This is a genomic window from Desulfobulbus propionicus DSM 2032, assembly GCF_000186885.1.
In the GTDB taxonomy this organism is placed as follows: domain Bacteria; phylum Desulfobacterota; class Desulfobulbia; order Desulfobulbales; family Desulfobulbaceae; genus Desulfobulbus; species Desulfobulbus propionicus.
Genome location: NC_014972.1, coordinates 3,625,484 through 3,647,681 on the forward strand (window position 1 = coordinate 3,625,484; position 22,198 = coordinate 3,647,681).

At 63.2% G+C, this 22,198-nt stretch carries 19 protein-coding genes; 6 read left to right on the forward strand and 13 right to left on the reverse strand.

Features of this window, described 5'->3' with window-relative positions:
• Positions 1 to 7: 7 nt before the first annotated feature.
• Positions 8 to 451 carry a ribosomal protein S18-alanine N-acetyltransferase gene (gene rimI / locus DESPR_RS15800; RefSeq protein WP_015725803.1) on the reverse strand — a complete coding sequence of 148 codons (444 nt, stop codon included), beginning with the start codon at positions 449 to 451 and terminating at the stop codon, positions 8 to 10.
• A complete protein-coding gene (locus DESPR_RS15805; protein ID WP_015725804.1) occupies positions 448 to 1,668 on the reverse strand; it encodes a type I glyceraldehyde-3-phosphate dehydrogenase in 1,221 nt (406 codons plus the stop codon). The genes rimI and DESPR_RS15805 overlap by 4 nt, the downstream gene beginning before the upstream one ends.
• 310 nt (positions 1,669 to 1,978) lie before the next feature.
• Here DESPR_RS15805 and sfsA point away from each other — a divergent pair, with 310 nt between their 5' ends.
• Both sfsA and queC read left to right on the forward strand, forming a co-directional pair.
• Complete coding sequence (sfsA, locus tag DESPR_RS15810) at positions 1,979 to 2,677, forward strand: DNA/RNA nuclease SfsA (protein WP_043771633.1); 699 nt, start codon at positions 1,979 to 1,981, stop codon at positions 2,675 to 2,677.
• 18 nt (positions 2,678 to 2,695) lie between these two features.
• Positions 2,696 to 3,385: a 7-cyano-7-deazaguanine synthase QueC gene (gene queC / locus DESPR_RS15815; RefSeq protein ID WP_015725806.1), complete on the forward strand. Its 690-nt coding sequence runs from the start codon at positions 2,696 to 2,698 to the stop codon at positions 3,383 to 3,385.
• A gap of 11 nt (positions 3,386 to 3,396) precedes the next feature.
• Here queC and DESPR_RS15820 read toward each other — a convergent pair whose 3' ends face one another.
• Genes DESPR_RS15820 through lepB form a run of 3 tightly spaced genes read right to left on the reverse strand, consistent with a single transcriptional unit; the run spans position 3,397 to position 6,327 of the window.
• Entirely contained in the window at positions 3,397 to 4,671 is a 1,275-nt protein-coding gene (locus DESPR_RS15820; RefSeq protein ID WP_015725807.1) for a dihydroorotase, read from the reverse strand.
• A 58-nt stretch (positions 4,672 to 4,729) separates the two neighbouring features.
• On the reverse strand, positions 4,730 to 5,662 hold the full coding sequence (locus DESPR_RS15825; protein ID WP_015725808.1) for an aspartate carbamoyltransferase catalytic subunit: 933 nt from the start codon (positions 5,660 to 5,662) through the stop codon (positions 4,730 to 4,732).
• Positions 5,663 to 5,676: 14 nt separating this feature from the next.
• Positions 5,677 to 6,327: a signal peptidase I gene (gene lepB / locus DESPR_RS15830; RefSeq protein ID WP_015725809.1), complete on the reverse strand. Its 651-nt coding sequence runs from the start codon at positions 6,325 to 6,327 to the stop codon at positions 5,677 to 5,679.
• 193 nt (positions 6,328 to 6,520) lie between these two features.
• On the opposite strand from lepB, the gene DESPR_RS15835 reads away from it, so the two are divergent.
• Both DESPR_RS15835 and DESPR_RS15840 read left to right on the forward strand, forming a co-directional pair.
• Positions 6,521 to 8,404 (forward strand): bifunctional metallophosphatase/5'-nucleotidase, encoded by a 1,884-nt coding sequence (locus DESPR_RS15835; RefSeq protein ID WP_015725810.1) that lies wholly within the window; start codon positions 6,521 to 6,523, stop codon positions 8,402 to 8,404.
• 231 nt (positions 8,405 to 8,635) lie between these two features.
• Complete coding sequence (locus DESPR_RS15840; RefSeq protein WP_015725811.1) at positions 8,636 to 8,914, forward strand: hypothetical protein; 279 nt, start codon at positions 8,636 to 8,638, stop codon at positions 8,912 to 8,914.
• Between the two features lie 265 nt (positions 8,915 to 9,179).
• On the opposite strand, the gene secB is transcribed toward DESPR_RS15840, so the two are convergent.
• Positions 9,180 to 9,644, reverse strand: coding sequence for a protein-export chaperone SecB (secB, locus tag DESPR_RS15845; protein ID WP_015725812.1), 465 nt, complete (start codon positions 9,642 to 9,644; stop codon positions 9,180 to 9,182).
• A 119-nt stretch (positions 9,645 to 9,763) separates the two neighbouring features.
• Positions 9,764 to 12,601 (reverse strand): excinuclease ABC subunit UvrA, encoded by a 2,838-nt coding sequence (gene uvrA / locus DESPR_RS15850; protein WP_015725813.1) that lies wholly within the window; start codon positions 12,599 to 12,601, stop codon positions 9,764 to 9,766.
• A 199-nt stretch (positions 12,602 to 12,800) separates the two neighbouring features.
• Between uvrA and glyQ the strand changes: the two genes are divergently transcribed.
• A complete protein-coding gene (gene glyQ, locus DESPR_RS15855; protein WP_015725814.1) occupies positions 12,801 to 13,676 on the forward strand; it encodes a glycine--tRNA ligase subunit alpha in 876 nt (291 codons plus the stop codon).
• Between the two features lie 770 nt (positions 13,677 to 14,446).
• Positions 14,447 to 14,647 carry a cold-shock protein gene (locus DESPR_RS15860; RefSeq protein ID WP_015725815.1) on the forward strand — a complete coding sequence of 67 codons (201 nt, stop codon included), beginning with the start codon at positions 14,447 to 14,449 and terminating at the stop codon, positions 14,645 to 14,647.
• A 287-nt stretch (positions 14,648 to 14,934) separates the two neighbouring features.
• On the opposite strand, the gene DESPR_RS15865 is transcribed toward DESPR_RS15860, so the two are convergent.
• From DESPR_RS15865 to DESPR_RS15890, 6 genes are read right to left on the reverse strand one after another with little or no spacing between them, the layout of a single operon-like run.
• Positions 14,935 to 16,146: an MFS transporter gene (locus DESPR_RS15865; RefSeq protein WP_015725816.1), complete on the reverse strand. Its 1,212-nt coding sequence runs from the start codon at positions 16,144 to 16,146 to the stop codon at positions 14,935 to 14,937.
• Positions 16,139 to 16,987 carry an FAD binding domain-containing protein gene (locus tag DESPR_RS15870; protein WP_015725817.1) on the reverse strand — a complete coding sequence of 283 codons (849 nt, stop codon included), beginning with the start codon at positions 16,985 to 16,987 and terminating at the stop codon, positions 16,139 to 16,141. The genes DESPR_RS15865 and DESPR_RS15870 overlap by 8 nt, the downstream gene beginning before the upstream one ends.
• The gene (locus DESPR_RS15875; protein ID WP_015725818.1) at positions 16,984 to 17,463 is read right to left on the reverse strand and encodes a (2Fe-2S)-binding protein; all 480 of its coding nucleotides are present in this window, start codon (positions 17,461 to 17,463) and stop codon (positions 16,984 to 16,986) included. The genes DESPR_RS15870 and DESPR_RS15875 overlap by 4 nt, the downstream gene beginning before the upstream one ends.
• Positions 17,460 to 19,751, reverse strand: coding sequence for a xanthine dehydrogenase family protein molybdopterin-binding subunit (locus DESPR_RS15880; RefSeq protein WP_015725819.1), 2,292 nt, complete (start codon positions 19,749 to 19,751; stop codon positions 17,460 to 17,462). Before DESPR_RS15880 ends, DESPR_RS15875 begins: the two co-directional genes overlap by 4 nt.
• Positions 19,748 to 20,878, reverse strand: coding sequence for a histidinol-phosphate transaminase (gene hisC, locus DESPR_RS15885; RefSeq protein ID WP_015725820.1), 1,131 nt, complete (start codon positions 20,876 to 20,878; stop codon positions 19,748 to 19,750). Before hisC ends, DESPR_RS15880 begins: the two co-directional genes overlap by 4 nt.
• Positions 20,875 to 22,197: a hypothetical protein gene (locus DESPR_RS15890; RefSeq protein ID WP_015725821.1), complete on the reverse strand. Its 1,323-nt coding sequence runs from the start codon at positions 22,195 to 22,197 to the stop codon at positions 20,875 to 20,877. Before DESPR_RS15890 ends, hisC begins: the two co-directional genes overlap by 4 nt.
• Position 22,198 lies beyond the last annotated feature (1 nt).

Consider the following 22,198-nt stretch of genomic DNA (forward strand, 5'->3'; position numbering starts at 1 on the left):
ATCCTCATCATCGCGCGCGAAGATCCCGGCTCAACAGCAGGGCATCTTCAACCGGTTGACTGTAATAGTTTTTCCGCTGCCCCACCTGGCAAAACCCCGTCTTTGCATACAGGCGCAATGCCGAAGCATTGGAACGGCGCACCTCAAGAAAGCAGGTTGTGCAACCTTGGCTTGCAAGCACGAACAGGCCCTGCGCCAGCAGCCCTTCTCCTACCCCCCGGCGCCGCCATCCGCGATCCACCACCAGGTGCAGCAACTCGCTCTCCGGAACGCAGGTTCGAAAAAAAACATAACCGCAGAGCTCGGCCCCGCATCGCGCCACCAACCCCAGCCCATTGCCCGCTTGTAGCTCGGCATGCAGTTGCTCCGGGCTCCAGGGCGCCGGCATGGCCTGCCGTTCAATCCGGGCGACCGCTTCCAGATCGCCCTCGCAGCATGGCTGGATCCTCACACCATCCGTTCGGCCACGGAGACGGTCAGTTCGCCGAGCATGTTGGTGTAGCTGCCCAGTTCGTTGTCATACCAGCCGTAGATAACCGCCTGGGTCAGGGGAACCTCAAGAATGGGCGAAGCGGAGCCGATATCGCACTTGAGGTTCTTCAGATTCTGCAGATTGACCCGGATGGAGGCGGTGCGGGTGTGGGTTTCCGAGGACTCGATCACCACTGCGGCCCGCGGCATGCCGATGATATCGGACGAAACGTTCTGTTCCGCCGAATAAACCAGATATGGGCTGGTTTTGGCGTATTCCTCATAGATCGAATTCAGCAGGCTGCGTTTGATCGGATTGTCGAGTTCATCCTGAAGGTTGAGCACCAAGACGATCAGCGAGCCGCTCGAGGTTGGAATGCGGACCGACTCGGCGATGAAACCGATGGATTTCATCTCCGGAATGACCAGCCCCAGGGCCTTGGCCGCGCCCGTGGTGGTGAGGATGATGTTGTTGAGAATCGAACGGTTTTTGCGCAGGTCGGTGGCCCCGCTGCCCGGCAGGCGATCGAGCACCTGCTGGGTACCGGTGGCCGCGTGGACCGTGACCATGGAGGCGGACAGCATCCGCTCGGCGCCGAAGTGGTCGAGCAACGGCTTGATCATGTACGACAGGCAGGTGGTGGTGCAGGAAGCGGCGGAAATGATGTTGTGCCGGGAGGGATCGTAATCGTCATCGTTGATCCCCATCACCGTGGTCACGGCATCCTCGGGCATGTCCAACCCCTTGGCCTGAATCTTGAAAGGCGCGGACACCAGTACTTTTTCCGCTCCGGCCTGAAGATGGCCTCGGACCGACCCCTTGCCTTCGGCCGGGTCGGCGGTCGGATCCTTGAACACACCGGTACTGTCGACCACCAGCCGCACCTGGTTGCCCTGCCAGTCGATATCCTTGGGGTTGCGCGCCTTGCGGAGAAAGGTGACCGGCACGCCGTTGATGGTCATCGTGCCCTGCTCCTCGTTCAGGTTTTCGATCACCCGTCCGCCCTTGTGGCCATGCAGATACATGCTGAGACGACCGTAGGTGGAATCCTTTTCAATGGCGGCGGCGATGTCCGTCAGCCCCGCCCCGACGTTTCTGCCGAGATTGACCACGATCTCGGAGAAATACTGGCGGGAGACATGATGCCACAGGGTGAGTTTACCGATGCGTCCAAGACCATTGAGCCCGAGTTTCATGGGGGGATTCTCCTTTGCGGTTGGATTATGGGAAAGAACTTGGTATATGCCGGGAAGCATGCGCCGCCTCTTGACCCTGGAGGGAATGGCGCATTTCAATTAAATATAATTATATCAAAAAACAGGAAAGGATAAAACATCAGCGTGCAGCAGGTGCGGCCTTCGTGGCTGCATGCGTTGTCGAGGATGCTAAGCTACATGATTCGGGCGAGAATTACCAGCCCATCGCCGAGTTTCTCCCAGATTTTCCTTTGCCCCCGGTGCGGTGCCCAAACCGCTCGCCGCCGAGGCCGCTGACCCCTCCTTTGCCATGCTCTTGCCCACCCCCTGCCAAACCGGCACCCTCATCAAACGGTACAAACGGTTTCTTGCCGACATCTGCCTTGACGACGGCCAAACGCTGACCGTGCACTGCCCCAACTCCGGCTCCATGCGCGGCTGCTCCACACCCGGAAGCGCGGTGTTGATCAGCCGCTCCGAGAACAGCAAACGCAAATACGCCTGGACCTTGGAAATGGTGCGGGAACAGGGGATTTGGGTCGGTATCCATACCGGTCGCACCAATGGTCTGGTCCGCGAGGGGCTGGAAAACGGGGTGATCGACGATTTCGGACCGTTGCGGACCATCACCCCGGAGGTCCGGGTCTCAGACCGGAGCCGGCTGGACTTCCTCCTGAAGGGCGACCGGGGCACCTCCTACGTGGAAGTGAAGAACTGTTCACTGGCGGAAAAGGGGGTCGCCTTCTTTCCCGATGCGGTCACCAGCCGCGGGGCCAAACACCTGCATGAACTGGTCCGTTTGGCCGAGGCCGGGCACGGCGCGGCGGTGCTGTTCTGCGTCCAGCGCGGCGACGCCTTCTGCTGCAAACCGGCGGCCCACATCGACCCGGTGTATGCCCAAACCGTTGTCTGGGCAGCGGACCGAGGAGTCCGCTTTCTCGCCTACCAGGCGGCGGTGAGCCCGCAGGCCATCATCATCACCCACCGGATTCCTTTTTCCCTTACCTAAGCGACCAACGGACGTCCCATGAACGAACGACAAGCGGTGGTGCTGCTCAGCGGCGGCCTCGATTCCACCACGGTTTTGGCCATCGCCCAATCTTTGGGCTTTACCTGCAACTGTCTCAGCTTCCAATACGGCCAGCGACAGTCGGTCGAACTGGACCGTGCCCGGGTCATCGGCCGTCTTGCCGGGGTGGCGCGGCACCTGGTGCTGCGAGTCGATCTCGACGCCATCGGTGGCTCGGCCCTGACCACGGCGATCGAGGTGCCCAAGGACCGGCCGTTGAACGAGATGGAACAGGATATCCCGGTTACCTATGTGCCTGGGCGCAATATTCTTTTTCTGGCGCACGCCCTCTCCTGGGCCGAGGTTCTGGGCGTTTCGGACATCTTTCTTGGCATCAACGCGGTCGACTACAGCGGTTATCCGGACTGCCGGCCTCAATTCCTCCAGGCCTTCGAGCAGATGGCCAATTTGGGCACCAAGGCGGGGACCACCGGCAGACCTTTTCGTCTGCATGCGCCGCTCATTCAGTTGAGCAAGAAGGAGATCATTCTCAAGGGAATGGAACTGGGAGTGGACTACAGCCTGACCCACAGCTGCTACGATCCGGCGGGGGACAAGGCGTGCGGCCGCTGTGACGCCTGCCAGCTCAGGCTGCAGGGATTTCGCGAGGCTGGATTGATCGATCCGGCCCCCTACGTGCAGCGATAAGCCGCAACGGTTCAGGCGGGCAGGCTGTGGCGGATCGTGCCGCCAACCATGGTCAGCACGGCCCGTCCCTGCAGGGTCCAGCCGAGGAACGGAGTATTGCGGCTCTTGGACATCACTTGGTCGGCGGTATAGACAAACTCGCGCTGTGGATCGATCACGGTCAGGTCCGCCGCCAGCCCCGGGGTGAGCGAACCGGCCGGAAGGCCGAGAATGGCCGCCGGTTTGACCGCCAGCAATTCCACCAGCCGCCGCGCATCGATCACCCCGTCACGCACTAGGGCCAGGGTTAGGGGAAGGGCCGTCTCCAAGCCGATGATCCCGTTGGCTGCCGCATCGAACTCCAGCTCTTTTTCCAGGATGGAGTGGGGCGCATGGTCGGTGGCGATGGCATCCAGGGTGCCGTCGGCCAGGGCGGTGCGGATCGCTTCCCGGTCGGCCGCCGAGCGCAGGGGCGGGTTCATCTTGGTGTTGGTGTCGTAGCCGATCACCGCCTCATCGGTGAGGGTGAAGTAGTGCGGCGCGGTCTCCGCGGTCACTCGCACCCCCCGTGCCTTGGCCGCGCGGATCAGCTCGATCGACATGGCGGTGCTCACGTGGGCGATATGAACCCGCGCGCCGGTGAACTCGGCCAGGGCGATTTCGCGGTAGACCATGATCGATTCGGCCGCGGTGGGAATGCCCTTGAGGCCAAGCAGAGTGGAGACCGGCCCCTCGTTCATCACCCCGGTGCTCAACGAGGGTTCCTCACTGTGCGCAATTACCGGCAGGCCGAAATCAGAGGCGTATTCCAGGGCCCGGCGCATCAACTGACTGTCACGCACAGGTCGGCCGTCATCGCTGACCGCGACCACCCCAGCCGCCCGCATCTCGCCGAACTCGGCCAGTTGCTTGCCGTCGCTGCCCAAACTGATGGCGCCCACCGGATGAACCCGGACCGCCGCCTCGCGGGCTCGGGTCAGGATCATAGCGGTGACGGTGGCATTGTCGTTCACCGGCTTGGTGTTGGGCATGCAGGCCACGCCGGTGAAGCCGCCGCAGGCCGCCGACCGGGCGCCAGACAGAATATCTTCCTTGTATTCCTCGCCCGGTTCGCGCAGATGGACATGCATGTCAATCAGGCCCGGGACCACCCAGCAGCCCGAGGCGTCAAGCTCCTGCACGTCGGGAGGCACGGGCTGGTCCGGCGCGCCGATGCGGCCGTCGATCACCAGCAGGTCGGCGATTTCGTCTCGTGAGTTGGCCGGATCGATAATCCGGCCGTTGCGTATGCGCCAGGTCGTGTTCATCGGCAACAGGCCTCGGAAAAACGGAAAGGAAGAAAGGATCGGAGCAGCGGCCGGGCCATCAGGAATTGCCCATGACCAGATACAGCAAGGCCATGCGTACCGCCACGCCGTTGGTCACCTGATCAAGGATCACCGATTGGGGTCCGTCGGCCACGTCGGGATTGAGTTCCACCCCTCGGTTGACCGGACCGGGATGCATCACCAGGGCATCCGCCTTGGCCAGGGACAGAACCTGGCGGGAAATACCGAACTGTCGCGAATACTCGCGCAGGGAGGGCAGCAGCGGATCGTTCTGCCGTTCGCGCTGGATGCGCAGGGCCATGACCACGTCGGCACCGCGAACCGCCTCTTCGAGCGAGGTGCAGACCTTGGCCCCCAGATGCTCGATGCCTTGGGGAATCAAGGTCCTGGGGCCGTAGAGGTGCACCTCCGAGCCCATGCGGGTGAAGCCGACGATGTCGGACCGGGCTACCCGGCTGTGGGTGATGTCGCCAATGATGGCGATTTTCAGACCGCTCAGGGTGCCCCGGCGCTCCTTGACGGTCATCATGTCCAGCAACCCCTGGGAGGGATGCTCATGGGCGCCGTCGCCGGCGTTGATCACCGCCGCCCGCACGTGGCGGCTAAGCAGCAGCGGCGCCCCAGAGCAGGCATGGCGGATGATGATGATGTCCGGATGCATGGCCGAGATGTTGCGGGCGGTGTCGGCCAGGGTTTCCCCCTTGGTGGTGCTGCTGGTCGAGGGACTGATATTGAAGGTATCAGCGCTCATCCGCTTGGCCGCCACCTCGAACGAGAGGCGGGTGCGGGTCGAGGGCTCGAAGAAGAGGTTGATGATCGTGTGGCCGCGCAGGGTCGGCACCTTCTTGATCGGCCGGGCCGAGATCTCCTTGAACGAGTCGGCGGTGGTGAGGATATGACTGATATCCTCGCGGGACAGCTGTTCAATACCCAGGATGTGGCGGTGCAGGAAAGAGTAGCCGGTTGCCATGCTGCCTCCAGCGGTCAATGAACGATATCGCCAAGCCGACTCCAGCGGATGGAACGAAGCCGGTCCAATGAAAACAGGGACTGCTGCACATCCCACGACCAGTAGATCATCCAGGCCTTGCCGCGAACCGCCTTGAGATCGACAAAGCCCCAGAAACGGCCGTCAAAGGAGTTGTCCCGGTTGTCGCCCATGGCGAAGATCTTGCCTGCGGGCACCGTGACCGGACCGAAATTGTCACGCGGATCAAGGCTGGCGGGGTGAACCAACGGGTCGAGGAACACCCCGTGACGGTCGTCGAACGGCTTGCCGTTGATGAAGATTTTCTTGTCGCGGATCTCGACCGTGTCCCCACCCACCGCGATCACCCGCTTGATATAGTCGAGCGACGGATCTCGGGGAAATTGGAACACCACGATGTCGTTGGCCTTGGGCGTGCTGATCGGAATGAGGGTGGTTCCGGTGAACGGCATCTTGATACCGTAGATGAACTTGCTGACCAGGATGTGGTCACCGATCTGCAGGGTCGGCAGCATCGACCCCGAGGGGATTTTGAACGCCTGGATGACGAAGGTGCGGATCACCAGGGCGAGGACAACGGCGATGATGATGGCCTCGATGTTTTCCCGGATCGCGGATTTCTTGGGCTGTTGGGGGGTATCTGCCACGAATGTGCCTGTAAGTAGAGAGCAAAGTTGAAAAATTTTGCCAAGGCTACCCGATGGGCCGATAAAATTCAAGCAGGTTTTGCCGGGAATCTCCGGTGAATATCCCTAGGGCTTCGCCCCAATTCGGGTATACTGTGGGTATTTGAAACAAGACCGGTAGCTTGACCTTTCCCTCATCCTCCAAGGAGTGACCATGCGGCGTGGAGTAAAAACAATGGCCTTTGGATTGACCCTTTTCCTCGCCGGCTGCGGCGATCAACCGGAACAACAGGTTGTCGGTACCCCAGGCGGCGTCGCGGAGCCCATCGAACTGACCCTGCTGCACCTCAATGACCATCATTCGCATCTCGACCCGGAAAAGATCACCCTGCAACTGGACGCCGGCCGCGGCCGCGAGGCGATCACCGTGGAACGGGGGGGCTTTCCCCGGGTGGTGGCTGCCTTCAAGGAGTTGGCGCGGCAATCCGACCAGGTGATCAAGATCCACAGCGGCGATGCCAGCACCGGCGATCTCTACTCGCTGCTCAACAACGGCAAGGCCGATGCCGAGCTGATGAACACCATCTGTTTCGACACCTTTACCCTGGGCAATCACGAATTCGACAACTCCGACGCAGGTGTCAAGCACTTCATGGACGTTCTCCATGACGGAACCTGCGCCACGCCGCTGCTGAGCGCCAATGTCCGCTTCGGCCCCAGCTCGCCCCTGTACGGCGCGCAAGCGCCGGAAGCGATTCTGCCTTCGGTGGTCCTGGAACGGGGCGGCCAGAAAATCGGCGTCATCGGCCTGACCGTGGCCAGCAAGACCAAGCACTCTTCCCGGCCGAATGCGGACACCACCTTCATCGACGAGGCCGAAGCCGCCCAGGCGGAAATCGACCGCCTCCAGGCCCAGGGCATCAACAAGATCATCCTTGCCACCCACATCGGCTACCGCGCCGATCAGGCCCTGGTGAAGAAACTCAGCGGGGTGGACGTGGTGGTGGGTGGCGATTCCCACTCCCTGCTCGGTCCGGAGTCCTTGAGCGCCTACGGCCTCTCGCCCGAAGGCCCGTATCCCACCCGGAGCACGGACAAGGACGGCAAGCCGGTGTGCATTGTCCAGGCGTGGCAGTATGGTTCGGTGGTGGGGGAGTTGCGGGTGCGGTTTGACGCCCGGGGCGAGGTCAGTGCGTGTGCGGGCACGCCTTGGGTGCTGCTCGGCGACCAATTCAGCCGCCCCGAACAGGGACCGCTGACCGCTGCGGAAACCGCTGCCGTCCGGACCGACCTGGCTCGCGGCCAAGTGCTGCGGCTCACCCTGCCCGACCCCCAGGCCACGGCCCTGCTCGCGCCGTACAAAGAGCAGAAGGAAACCATGGGGAACATCGTGGTGGCCACGGCCCCGGACAACCTCTGTCTGCGCCGCGTTCCGGGGAGCAAGCGCGACACGTCGCGCTCATCCCTGGGCGATGTCTGCAACAAGAGCGAGCGGGTCAACAAGCATGGCGGCGACATCCAGCAGGTGGTGGCCGAGGCTTTCCTCCAGCAGGGCAAGACCTTTTTCGGCGCCGATCTCTCCATCCAGAACGGCGGCGGCGTTCGGGTCGATCTGACCAAAGGACCTATCACGGTCAAGGACGTGTACACGGTGCTGCCGTTCAACAACACCCTGGTGCAGCTCAATGCCACCGGCCAGGAGATCAAGAACGCCCTGGAGGATGCGATCGACGGCGTGGTCGGTCCAACGAACAACACCGGCTGTTACCCCTATACCGGCGGCCTGCGCTGGCGGCTGGATCTGAACAAGCCCAAAGGCGCGCGTCTCTCCCATCTGGAGATTCGGACCACAGCCGGCGGGTACCAACCCTTTGATCTCGACAGAACCTACAAGGTGGCTACCATCTCTTTCCTCGCCGACGGCAACGACTCGTTCACCGCACTGAAACAGATCACCGGTGAACGGCGCATCGATGTCGGTCTCGATTATGCCGAGGCCTTTTTGCAGTACCTCAAGAACCTGCCCGGCAACAACAAGGTGCTGGCGCCGTTGCCGCTGGCGGACTACAGCACCCAGCAATTCACCGACACCCCGTAATCGTGCCGGCGGCGCAAGGGGAAGACAGGGGGCGCCCGCACGGCGCTCTTTGCTCCCCGGCGCCACCTCAAGCACAGGGAGCACAACCGGCCGCTCCCCGTGGGGGGACGAGAGACAACGATCCTGAAACAGCGAACATCGTTTGGATGCGCAGGACAAGCCGTGCCATCCTTTCGCGAGCCGCACCTTTCATCTTTTGACACCGCCAGGCGTGCTGCTTATTTTCTGTGCATGGAAAAGCAGAAAAGCCGTTTCGACATCGGTGTGTATCTGTTTTACGGCGCTGCCATTGCTGGCCTGTTTGCCGCCCTGTGGCGGGCGACCGACTTCTTTACCGCGGTTGCCGCAGTTCAGTTCTTTGGCCCGATCATCATCCTGCTCTGCATCGGACCCAGCATGTTCTGTGGAGAGCTGATCGACGCCGTGGCCAAGCTGTGGACCGAGCGGTTCAAGCACCAGGAACCACCGGACACCCCGGCCGCCGGAGACCACGCCCACACCACCGCCTGAGCCTGAACGACCGCCATGGTCAGTCACTGGCAGGCCACCCGCAGAGCGGGGTCGACATATTGTGTCCCCTGCCCTTACCCACCAACCCAGCGTAATCCAACAAAAATATCAACCGAGCAATCCCGCCAGCGCAAAGCGTTGAACAGGATAGACCCTGTTTGGCGCCAGGACGTTTCGGTATCGCGCGGCATGAAAAAACAGAAGGGGCAACGGAATCCGTTGCCCCCCTTTGCATTGCACCTGTGCGGACCCACTCAGTCGGGCATCACGCATCCTTGTTCTGGCGCTGGGCGTTGTCGTAGAGGGCGATGAAGTTGATCGGCTCCATCAAGAAGGGCATGAAGCCGCCGTCCACCGCGGCCTGACAGACGATCTGGCGGGTGAAGGGGAAGAGCATCAGCGGGCAGTCGACCGCCAGAACGCGCTCGTGGTGCTCCTGGGGAATGTTCTTCATCAGGAACACGGCCGCGTGCTCGATCTCGACGATGAACATTACCGAATCCTCGTTGTTCTTATCCAATACCTTGGCGGTGATGGCGATGGAAACCTCGCTGTGGTCGTCGTCGAGCTTCTGGTTCTTCAGCTGCAGGTTGAAGTCCACCTTAGGATCCTGATTGCGCACCAGGAAGACCTTGGGGGCATTGGGGCTCTCAAAGGAAAAATCCTTGATGTACATCTTCTGCATGCGAAAAACCGGGATGTCCTGCTGTTCGGGGGTCTGGTCTGCCATGATCTGTCCTTGTGGGATGAAGTCAATAAAAACCGGCGTCAGGAGTCTGCGCCGGTCAGATGGTCCGTTCGGGGGTCATCGTACCAGGGGTTGGACCGGGAACACAATCAAAAAACCGGTCAGTCGGAGCCGAGGAACTGCTTGAGAAACATGCCGGTGTAGGAGCCAGGAATGCGGGCAATCTCCTCCGGGGTGCCGGCGGCGATCACCCGGCCGCCGCCGCTGCCGCCCTCGGGGCCGATGTCGATCACATAGTCGGCGGTCTTGATCACATCCAGGTTGTGTTCGATCACCACCACCGTGTTGCCGCCGTCCACCAGGCGGCCGAGCACGCGCAGCAGGTGCTGGATATCGGCGGGATGGAGGCCGGTGGTCGGTTCGTCGAGGATGTACAGCGTCTTGCCGGTGGAGCGACGGCTCAGCTCCTTGGCCAGCTTGACCCGCTGGGCCTCGCCACCGGACAGGGTCACCGAACTTTGGCCCAGGCTGAGGTAGCCGAGGCCGACATCGACAATGGTCTGCAACCGGCCGGCGATGGGCGGCACATTCTGGAAGAAGTCGAGCGCCTCCTCCACGGTCATCTGCAGAATGTCGGCGATGTTCTTGCCCTTGTAGCGGATATCGAGGGTTTCCTGATTGTAGCGTTTGCCCTGGCAGCGCTCGCAGGTGACATAGATGTCGGGGAGGAAGTGCATGGCGATGCGGATGACGCCGTCGCCCTCGCAGGTCTCGCAGCGGCCGCCCTTGATGTTGAAGCTGAAGCGGCCGGGCTGGTAGCCGCGCGCCCGCGATTCCGGCAGCCGGGCGAGCAGTTCGCGGATCGGGGTCATCACCCCGGTGTAGGTGGCCGGGTTGGAGCGGGGGGTACGGCCGATGGGGCTCTGGTCGATGTCGATCACCTTGTCGAGCCACTCCAGGCCGTGGAGCAGATGCGGTCCCTTGCGGTATCCCTTCTTGTCGGTGAAGTAGCGCTGCGCCTCGGCAAAGAGGGTCTCGATCACCAGCGAACTCTTGCCCGAACCGGACACGCCGGTGACGCAGGTCATCACCCCCAGGGGGAAGCGGACGGTGAGGTCCTGGAGATTGTTGATCCGCGCGCCGCGCACTTCAATGCCGTGGGCCTCGTCGCTGCGGATCGGGCGGCGTTTTTCCGGCACCTCGATCCTGAGACGGCCGGAAAGGTAGCCGCCGGTCTGCGAGGCCTCGCAGTCGAGCAGGCCGGCGACCGGGCCGGAATAGAGGATCTCGCCGCCGTGGACACCGGCGCCCGGGCCGATGTCGAGAATGTGGTCGGCGCTGGCGATGGTGTCCGAGTCATGCTCGACCACGATCACCGTGTTGCCGAGGTCGCGCAGGTTGATCAGAGTTTTGATCAGCTTGTTGTTGTCGCGCTGGTGGAGGCCGATGCTGGGTTCATCGAGGATGTAGAGCACCCCGGCCAGGCCGGAGCCGATCTGCGAGGCCAAGCGGATGCGCTGGGCCTCGCCGCCGGACAGCGTGCCCGCCTTGCGGTCGAGCGACAGATAACCCAGACCCACACCCTGGAGAAAAAAGAGCCGTTCGCGGATCTCCTTGAGAATCGGGGTGGCGATGATCGCCTGACGCGGCTCGAACTCCAGGGTTGCCAATTCCTTGATCAGCTGCTCGATGGCCATGCGGCACAGGTCGATGATCGACCAGCGGCCGACGCGCACCGCCAGGGCCTCGGGCTTGAGCCGGGCCCCCTGACAGGCCGGACAGCCCTGCTCGTTCATGAACCCCTCCACCTCCTCGCGCAACCGGGAGGAGCTGGTCTCGCGGAACAGCCGGTTGAGCCGGGGAACCAGGCCCTCGAAGGGGAGCTGCGTCACCAGGGTCCGCTTGCCGCGGGTGTGGATGAATTCGAGCTTGTCCCGGCCGGTGCCATGCAAGAGCCCCTTTTTTACCTTGGCCGGCAGGTCGGCAAAGGGGGTGGTGGGATCGAAACGGTAGTGGCGGGCAAAAGTTTCGATCCACTGGTCGGCCTGAGTGGACAGCCGCCGCCGGGTCCAGGGGACGATGGCGCCGTCGATGAGGGAGAGCGATTCGTCGGGCACGATCAACCGCTCGTCGATGAACTGATTGACGCCCAAACCGCTGCACACCGGGCAGGCTCCCTGGGGATTGTTGAAGGAAAACAGCTGGGTGGACAACTCCGGCACCGAGATCCCGCACTGGTGGCAGGCGGCGGATTCGCTGAACAGCAGTTCCTCGCCGCTGTCGGGAAAAACCGCCAGCATGGTGCCGCCACCCAGGGCCACGGCGGTGCTGATCGATTCGTCGAGTCGTCTGCGGATCGAGTCCTTGAGCACCAGTCGGTCGACCACGGCCTCGATGTAGTGGTGCTTGTTTTTATCGAGCACCATCTCTTCGCTCAGGGCGCGAATCTCGCCGTCCACCCGCACGCGGACAAACCCTTCCTTGCGCAGCCGCTGGAACACCTGCTCGTGCTGCCCCTTCTTCTGAATGACCAGCGGCGCCAGCAGCATGACCTTTTCCCCCTCCTGACGGCTGAGCAGGGAGTCGAGCATGTCATGGATCGACTGGGAGCGGATCGGCTGGCCGCACTGCGGGCAATGGGGCAGGCCGGCGCGGGCAAAGAGCAAGCGGAGGTGGTCGTAGATCTCAGTGACCGTGCCCACGGTGGAGCGCGGGTTGCGGCTGGTGGTCTTCTGTTCGATGGACACCGCCGGCGACAACCCCTCCAGCAGGTCGACATCGGGCTTGTCCATCTGGCCGAGAAACTGGCGGGCGTAGGTGGACAGCGACTCGACGTAGCGCCGCTGGCCCTCGGCGTAGAGGGTGTCGAAGGCCAGGGTCGATTTGCCCGAACCGGACAGGCCGGTGAACACGATCAGCTTGTTGCGCGGCAGATCGACGGAGATGTTTTTCAGGTTGTGCATGCGCGCGCCGCGGATGCGAAGATATTGCGGTTCCATAACAAGTACTCTGCGGGGAAAGGAGGCCGGGAGCAGGCTGGAGCACCGCACAAAACGGCCTCGATCTGTGTTCGTCGCCGGGCTTGCCGCTGCGAGCGCTCAAGAGACAATTTCGTTTACCATGGCCCCGGCCTATGGTAGATTGCCGCACAAATTGTAGCCACGATCACCCAACAATCAATACTGGAAAGATTTCACCATGTATTTTCAGGACATCATCGCCACCTTGAACAGCTACTGGGCATCCGCGGGCTGCGTTGTCATGCAGCCCTATGACATGGAAGTCGGCGCCGGCACCTTTCATCCCGCCACCCTGCTCCGCGCCCTGGGGCCCGAGCCGTGGAAGGCCGCCTATGTCCAGCCCTCGCGCCGTCCCACCGATGGCCGCTATGGCGAGAACCCCAACCGGCTGCAACACTACTATCAGTACCAGGTGGTGATCAAACCCTCGCCCAAGGATGTGCAGGCCATGTACCTGGAGAGCCTGGAACGGTTCGGCCTCAATCTGCTCGAACACGACATCCGCTTTGTCGAGGACGATTGGGAATCCCCGACCCTGGGGGCCTGGGGGCTGGGTTGGGAGGTGTGGCTCGACGGCATGGAGATCACCCAATTCACCTACTTTCAGCAGGCCGGTTCGGTGGACCTCAAACCGATCACCGTGGAGATTACTTATGGTCTGGAGCGGATCGCCATGTATCTGCAGAAGGTGGATTCGGTCTACGACATTGCCTGGAACGAGCATGTGACCTACGGCGAGATCTTTCACCAGGCGGAAAAAGAGTTCTCGGCCTTCAACTTCGAGGAGGCCAATGTCGCCGACCTGACCGTGGCCTTTGACAACTACGAGCGCGAGGCCCTGAAACTGGTGGACAAGGGATTGATCCTGCCTGGCTACGACTACTGCCTCAAATGCTCGCACACCTTCAACCTGCTCGATGCCCGCAAGGCCATCAGCGTAGCCGAAAGAACACGCTATATCGGCCGGATACGCAACATCGCCCGCCAGGTGGCCCAGCGCTACGTCGAGCAGCGCGCGGCCATGGGGCATCCTTTGCTCAAGGCAACGGTCTAGGCGAAACACAACAAGGGAAAAAGCAGCTCGGCGGGCAGCGAAAAAAACCGGACCAAGCGAAAAAATATCTGGCCTTTCAGAGTATTTTAAAGTAGATAAAATTCGGTTCGTAGTTGAGCATCTTCCCTTTTTATCCTGGGCTCAGGCACAGCAGTTCGAGTATCTGTGGTACATATCTTCTCCCCACAATCTTCCACACCATCCTCCTTCGAACGTCTTCATTGTGCCTGCTGTTGTTCCCTTTCCATGGGGTGTGCCCACTGAATGAACGGTTCCAACGGTCACATCGTTGTCTCCTTCCCGGCCCGCAATGGCCTTGACCGTTTGCTGCTTCCCCTGCGTTCCCCGATTTCCCCCCAGTCTTTGAAGACAGCTACAACACCCCCGTGGCGTGAAACCGCCCCGGTGGATGACGGTTGTCCTCATTTCTTGGATCATCGACCCGTTGTCCCTTGCCGCCCTTTCTTTGCCCGGAGTTGATACCAAGTGACACCTTTTTTTCCCTCGTTGTCCAATCATTTTTCATTCATCCTGTGCAGGTTGGCGCGTGCTTTCTCTGCGTCAGCGGTTCACCCCTCCAAGGTGAAGCAAGAAACCGCCGCCTTCGGCGATTGGCTCTGGGAAGCGCATGACTTTTTTAGGGTTTTGCCAACACCTCCCGCTCGGTCCCGCATGCACCGTGGCAGGAGGTAGTAAGGTATAAACCCGCATTTGAAAAAGGCCCGTAACCGGGTCAGCTTGTTAGGTCGTAGACACAAGGAGGAACGGCAATGGCAGAGGGAACAGTTAAATGGTTCAACGATTCCAAAGGGTTTGGATTTATTCAGCAGGATGGTGGCAAGGATGTGTTCGTCCACTATTCGGCGATCCAGGGCCAGGGATTCAAATCCTTGAAAGAGGGAGAACGGGTGAAATTCGAGGTGGTCAGCGGCGCCAAGGGGCCGGCTGCTGAAAACGTGACCAAACTTTGATCACCCACGTCGATGCCGCGCACGCCGCTTTGTCTTGGACAAAGCGGCGTGCGCCGTTCGTTGCCCAATCCCCTCGCCTTCGCCCCGCCGCCAACGGTTTGGCGTGAGCACCTCTCTCTATCGTCTGCCCCCTTCCCGTCGTCTTCCTTGCGGTCAATGAACCGCTCGACACGTTCCCTTCGTTTTTTTCCTCGATCCAGCTGGTAAACAGGTACGCGCTACACGGAACGCCTCCTGTGCCGGCCTCTGCTACGGCCGACAAGCACAACAAGGCCGTTCCCTGACTCCTATTCGTGGCTGATCGACATCGCACTGCCGGAAGTCGCGTCTCCTTGATTCGGCGGCAACCATCGAATGCCCAGTAGCAGCAATCCCGCCACAAGCGTTGCGGCGGCAAGGGTGAGAAAGAGGACCGTGTAGCCGAATCGGTCCAGCAGCAACCCGCCGATACAGGGACCGAGAAAAAACCCGCCCTGCATCATCACAACGAGCAGGTTCTGGTTCATGGCCCGATGGGCCGGCGGGGAAAGGTCGAACATGGCGGCCGCCTGCAGGGGCATGGCGATTCCCCAGCCCAAGCCGGAAAATCCCGCCAGGAGCGCCAACCCCGGACTGGAGGCGCACAGAGGGAGCAGCGCGTAACAGACACTCGCCAGCACCAACCCAGCGGCACAGAGCTGTACCTTGTGGCAGCGGTCGAACAACCAGCTGCCCAACAACCGGACCGCGATCATCACCACTGTGGCCGTGGAGAAAAAGAGGCTGGTGTTGACAATACCCCGGCTGAGACCGAACTGTTTGAAATAAAAGAACAGCGTGGCGTAACCGGAAAAAAAGAGCAAGGTCGAGAGCAGCAGCGTCACCACGGCCGGCGAGCGCAGGCTGGCGGCCATGCCAGCCAATCCCGGGGGAGACGGTTTCTCTCCCCTTTCTGCGTGCCGGGCGGCCGGGAGCAGGAGCAGCAGTGGCGGCAGCAGCGCCACCACGGCGGCCGCGTGGAGCACGGCGGGGAATGACGCGGCCTGGATGGCGCGCAGATCAAACAGAAAGGGGATGAGTGCATACGGGAGCAAGCGAACCAGCGAAACCCAGCCAAAGGCCCGGCCGCTCATTGCCGGGGGAATACAGCCGACCAGCAGGGCCATCAGGGCCGACAGCATACAGATGAACCCGCCACCTTGGAACAGCCGGGCCACGACCAGCAACGGCACCGAGGTGACCTGGGACAGCAGCGCGAGTGCCATCGACAGCAGCAGCGAACCGACGACGAGCCAGCGACGGGCGTTGGCAGAGTGGACCACGGGCGCGATCAATGGCTGGATGACCAAGGCGGCCAGGGCATCGGCACTGAGGATGAAGCCCGCGCTTGCCGGGCTCAGGCCCAGTAACTGGAGATAGCCGGAAAAGGCGAAAAACAGGGCGGCAATGGCCGTGACCAGGGCAAATTGGAGATTGATCGCCACAAACCCCGGAGAGATGAGCCCACGCCCCTCAGTCACCCAAGGCCTCCACGAAGCGAACCGCTAGGTTGGCCGCCACCAGGCGGCGATATTCGGCCGAGGCGCGGAGATCGCTGAGGGGCGAAACCCCTTGATGTACCGTTTGATGGATATGGCCGAGGGGTGCGCGGTCAACCCGAACACCAACCAGTTCCGCCTCCAACCCAGGCAGCCGGACCACCGTCGGCCCGACGCTGCCCCAGGCCATGCGAATATCGGCAATGACGCCTTCGTCGTCAAGTCGGGCCAGACCGGCAAAGCTGGTCACCGAGATGGCATGGGCCCTTCGACGACCGACCTTGACAAACCGCTCACGGGAAAAAGGCGGTGCCTTGGGCAGCAGGATGCGGGTGATGAGTTCCCCCTGTTGCCGTGCCGTCCGTCCGGGACCGTGGAGAAAGGCATCGAGCGGCAGCACCCGCCTGCCTGCGGGCGAGGCCAACTCGATTCGGGCATCATGCAGACACAGCGGTGGCAAGGAATCGCCCGCAGGCGAGGCGGTGGCGATATTGCCGCCGATGGTGGCCATGTTCCTGACGGCTGGGCCGCCGATGGTTCGGGCGGCTTGGGCCACCAGCGGCGCATGCCGCTCCACCAGCGGATCGGCGAGGATGCGGGCAAAGGGCGTGGCCGCGCCGATGGCCAGGAAAGATGAGTGCTCGGCCACGCCCTGCAGTTGCTCGATGCGGGCCAGGGAAAGCAAGGGAGGAGCGCTGCCCGGGTCCCTGGCGCGCAATCGGACCAAAAGGTCGGTGCCGCCCGCCAGCGGCAACGCATCGGGATGCTCGGCCAGCAGATCCAGGGCCTGGTCCAGGCAGGTGGGGATCAGGACCGCGCTCATCGTTCCTCCCGGCAGCAGCGAATATCGCGGGCCGCTCGTTCGACCGCGTCGACGATTTTGGTGTAGCCGGTGCAACGGCAGAGGTTGCCGGACAATCCTTCACGAATGCAGTCACGATCCGGTGCGTTCTCCTGCCGGAGCAGGGCCAGGGCCGTCAGCTCCATGCCGGGAATGCAGAAGCCGCACTGAACCGCCCCCTCCTCGACAAAAGCCTGCTGGAGCAGCGCTCCTTCGGTCGTCGCCGCCACCCCTTCCACGGTGGTGACCCGGCAGCCTTCCAGCTGGGCCGCCACCATCAGGCAGGAGAGCCGCGTCTCACCGTTGACCAGGACCGTGCAGGCACCGCACTCGCCGGTGCCGCAGCCTTCCTTGGTGCCGGTCATGCCCATATCCTCGCGTAGCAGATCCACCACCCGCCGATCAGGGGGGACATCGATTGCAACCGGTGTCTCGTTCAGCGCAAACCGTACCTTCATGCCTTTTCCTCCAAAGCCAACAGCACCCGTTCCGGGGTCAGCGGTGCCTGATGCAGACGAATACCGCAGGCCTGGTCAACCGCGTTGGCCACCGCCGGCAGCGGGCCATTCATCGCCACCTCGCCCACCCCTTTGAGTCCAAACGGCCCGGTGGCCTCGGCTCCCTCAAGACGGCACGAATGGATGTCCGGCAGGTCCACAGCCGTGGGGATCAGGTAGGTGGCCAGGCTATCACTGTGCACCCTGCCCTCGTGCCGCTCCACCTCCTCCATCAGGGCATAGCCGATCCCCTGGGCCACCCCGCCCTGGATCTGCTGATCAAGCATGGTCGGATTGAGGACCGTGCCGCCGTCGGTGACGGCCACATAGTCGCACACCCGGATCAGGCCGGTCAACAGGTCGACCTCGATGCGGGCCAGATGCGCGCCGTAGGCAAAGATCACATGGGGGAAGCCGATGAAGAACCCCTTGGCCGTGTCCGGTGGCTGCTCGCACACCGGGGCCACGAACTGGCTGATGCATACCCGGTCCTCCTGGGGCATGAAGGCTGCCAGCTGCGCGAATTCCACCTGGCGACCCGTGGGCGGGTGGATCACCTTGCCGGGCACCAGGCGGAGATCGCGATCATCGTCGAGGAACAACAGCAGACCGGCGCGGTTAATCAGGCGGGCTCGCAGCTCCTCGCAGGCCTTGATCAGGGCATTGCCGAAGGTGTAGGTGGTGCGGCCCGCCGAGGCCGAACCCGAGGGATAGGCGGTGCGGGTGTCCGGCTGGCGCAATTCCATCTGGCCCGCATCCTGGGAGAGGATATGGCCGGCCATCTGCACAAAGGCGCTGCCATTGCCCTGGCCCATGTCGGTGACCGCGTTGTGGACCACGATTTTCCCCTCCGCATTCAACTCCACCTTGGCAATGGCGGCATCGCGCACCTTGCCGCCATAACCGGCGGCATTGAAGACCGCCGCCAGGCCAAGGCCGCGCCGGGTCTGGGGTGGGGCCTGCGCCTTCCATGCCTGCCGCTCCTGCCACAGGGGGTGCTCACGCAGCCTCTCCAGGCAGCCAACCATGCCGGTCGAGGTGGTGAGCCGCAGGCCGGCGCAGTTGTCATCCCCCTCGACCAGGGCATTGCGCAGGCGCAGCTCCAGGGGATCCATGCCGAGCTCTTGTGCCAGCAGGTCCATCATCGATTCCATGGCAAAGGCCACCTGGCAGACGCCAAAGGCCCGCATGGCCCCGGCCACCGGGTTGTTGGTGTAGACGCAGCGCCCCTCGATGAGCACATGGGGGATGCGGTAGGGGCCACCGGCATGCTCCATGCCCAGCTCCATCACCTCGCCGCCCAGATGGGCATAGGCGCCGGTGTCGTAGAGCAGGGAACAGTGCAGGGCGATGAGCGTGCCGTCCCGGTCCGCGCCCAGGCGGTAGCGCAGCCGGCAGGGGTGGCGCTTATAGCCGGCCACCATGCTCTCTTCCCGCTCCCAATGCATCTTCACCGGCCGGCCCTCGGCGTGCAGCGCGGCCAGGGCCAGCAGACACTGCACCGTGGCCCCGTCCTTGCCGCCGAACCCACCGCCCAAACAGGGAGCGACGATATGGAGGCGGTCGTAAGGAATGCCAAGGGCGGTGCCGACCTCGAACCGGTCGCGAAAGGGTGATTGGCTCGACACGGTCATGGTGAGGGTGCCATCCTTCTCCAACCGGGCCACGCCGTTTTCCGTCTCCAGATAGATGTGCGCCTGCATGGGGGTGGAAAATTCCCCTGCCACCACCACCTCGCAACGGGACAGGGCACGGTCGGCCTCGCCGGTGCGAATCTCGGCGGCCAGCAGGATGTTGCCGGCGTGCCCCTCGTGCAACAGGGGCGCCCCCTCGGTCAGAGCCGCTTCCGGATCAAACACCGCGGGCAGTGGTTCGATCTCCACCCGCACCCGGGCAATGGCCTGGCGCAGGGCCGTTCGGCTCTCGGCCAGGACCAGGGCCACGGCATCGCCGGCATGGCGCACCCGCTCGTTCACCAGCACCGGGGTGTCGCGATGGATGATGCCGTGGCGGTTGGGACCCGATACATCGGCGGCGGTCAGTACCTTGTAGACGCCGGAAACGGCCAGGGCCGCCTCGGTCGCCACCGAGAGCAACCGGCCGCTGGCGATGCCGGCCCGCACCACCCCGGCCCACAACAGGTTCTCCGGATAGAGGTCGGCGGCATAGGGTTCGATGCCGGCCGTCTTGGCCGCGGCATCGCAGCGCACCTCCGCGCGGCCCACCTGCAACGGTTCCCTGGCGGTCATGCGGCAACTCCTTGTTTGTTCCGGATCATATCCACCTCCTCGGCCAGCGCCTCGACAAACCGTTCCATCACTTCTCGCTCCCGCAGGGTGACCCGGATCCAGCCGGGAAAGCGGAACCCGGTCATGGTGCGAACCATCATGCCCCGCCGCATCAGCCGCCGGTACATGAGCATGTCGTTGATCGGCGTGCGGATCATCAGGTAATTGCCCTCGCCGCCGACCGTTTCCAGCCCCAGATCCCGGCAGGCATCGCCCACCATGGCCTTGCCCTGCCGCACCAGGGCCCGGGTGGCGGCAATGTGCTCGCAATCGTCCTCCAGGGCGGCCAGGGCCGCCTGCTGGGCCTGGACATTGACCGAGTAGGCCACGCTGGTGCGCCGCACCACCTCGACCACCGCCTCGGTGCCCGCCAGATAACCGACCCGCAATCCCGCCAGTCCATACATCTTGGAAAAGGTGCGGAAGACCACCAGATTGGGGAATCGCTCCATCAGGCCGACGGTGTCGGGATAGTCCGGATCCTCCACATACTCCCGGTAGGCCTCGTCCACCACCACGATCCGGTCGTCACCAACCTGTTCGAGGAAATCGACCAGCACCTGGCGGGACCAGGAACTGCCGGTGGGGTTGTTGGGGTTGCAGACAAAGAGGATCTTGGTGTGGCGGTCGATGCGGTCGAGCATGGCCTGCGGGTCAAAGGCATAATCATGCAGCGGCGTCAACCGGGCCTCAATGCCGGAGAACTCGGCCACCCACTCGTAGACCGCAAAGGTCTTGTCGGCGGTGATGATGTTGTCGCCCGGCTGGCAGAAGGCCTTGATCACCGAGGAGATCACCTCGCAGGAGCCGTTGCCGACCAGAATCCGGTCCGCAACCAGGCCCAGGCGTACTCCCAGCGCCTGGCGGAGGTCATGGCAGTCGCCGCTGGGATAGACAGCGGCACGCTCAGGGGGAAAGGCGGCAATGACCCTGGCGGCGGCCGGCGGCGGCCCCAGCGGATTTTCGTTGTTGTTGAGCCGGTGTAGCACCGGGGCACCGTATTCGCGCATCAGCAGATGATCCGGCTTGCTGGGCACATAGGCCTGAAAGCCACGCACATACTCGGGGATCAGGGCCTCAAGATTCATGCGCGGGCCCCTGCTGCCGGATGGTCATAGATCACCAGGTCGCCCTGACCGCCATCCGGAATCACCAGACGAGGCACAAAGCCGGTCTCGGCCAGGGATGCGGCAAAGGCGGTGTCCTCGCTTCGGCCGGTGTTGAGTTCCACCAGGAAGTTGGCGATCCCCTCGCCCCGCAGCAACTCCAGGTGGGCGGCCAGGTTGGCGGTCATATCCCGGCCGGCGCACAGGGGACGGATCACCGCCAGCGATCGACCATATTCGAGTTCCACCGCCAGTACCGAACTGTCGCGCAACCGGGCGGGATCGCCCGATGACGGGCGGATCTGCCGGGGCAGGCAGAGGCGGTCGTACTGGGCGCCGAGGAAGGTGGCCAGCGGTTCGGCGCAGTAGACCGTGCCGCCGCTCTCTTCCTTGAGCTGGCGATAGTAGCAGGTGCAGCGGTTGATTCCTCCGGGCCCTCGCAGGGGGAGCTCGCCGAGGAAATCAAAGAAGCGCTCGGAGCCGGCGAAGGCTCCCTGCCGCCGTACCAGTCCCCGGAAGGCGGAACGGGAGATGCGGCCGACAGCCTCGTCGAGCAGCAGACGCAGCCCCTGGTCGCCCGGATCGTCACCGAACAGATAGGGGCCGTAGAGTTCCAGGCAGGCATCGGTCAGCGGCCGCCACAGCACGCCGCCCCGGATCCAGTTGCCCTGCTCGACCAGGAGCGCGCTCACATGGCCCACGGCCAGCATGGCCGCCGCCATGTCCGGCCGGGCGAGAAAGCCGGGGAGGAATTCGCTCCCGGCGGTCACCGCCATGGCGGCAAAGTGACGCAGGTCCTCCCGGGAGGGATCGAGCAGGCGCAGCGGTCCCGCCAGGTCGGCCGGTGGCAACGGCACGGGAGCGGCCTGCGGATAGTCGCGGTCGCGGGTCATGCGCAGCGCCACCTGCTCGTCGGCGCCGAACTCGAGCCGCAGGCTGGAGACGCTGCGGGCGGCGAGCATCGGACCGAGCATCGCCAGCGCGTCCTCGTTGTCGAGGCTGCACCTCCAGGTCAGATTGAGGGCGCGCAGATCGGGATTGGCCACACGAAAGATCAGGGAGAGTGCCAGGCGATAGCCCTGGTCCTCCAGCTCGATCTCCACCGCCGAACCCTTGGCGGCCTGCTGGACATAGAAGGAGAACAGTTCCTCGGTGGCCAGCACCAGGCCGCCGGCCGCCGGACCGGTGGCGCCGAATCCCTGCGCGCCCTTGTCGACCAGGGTCATGACCAAGGGCAGGAACGGCGGGCTGAAGGGAAGACGCGCGGCGATGCTGTGCGGCCGGATTGACGACTGTTTCATC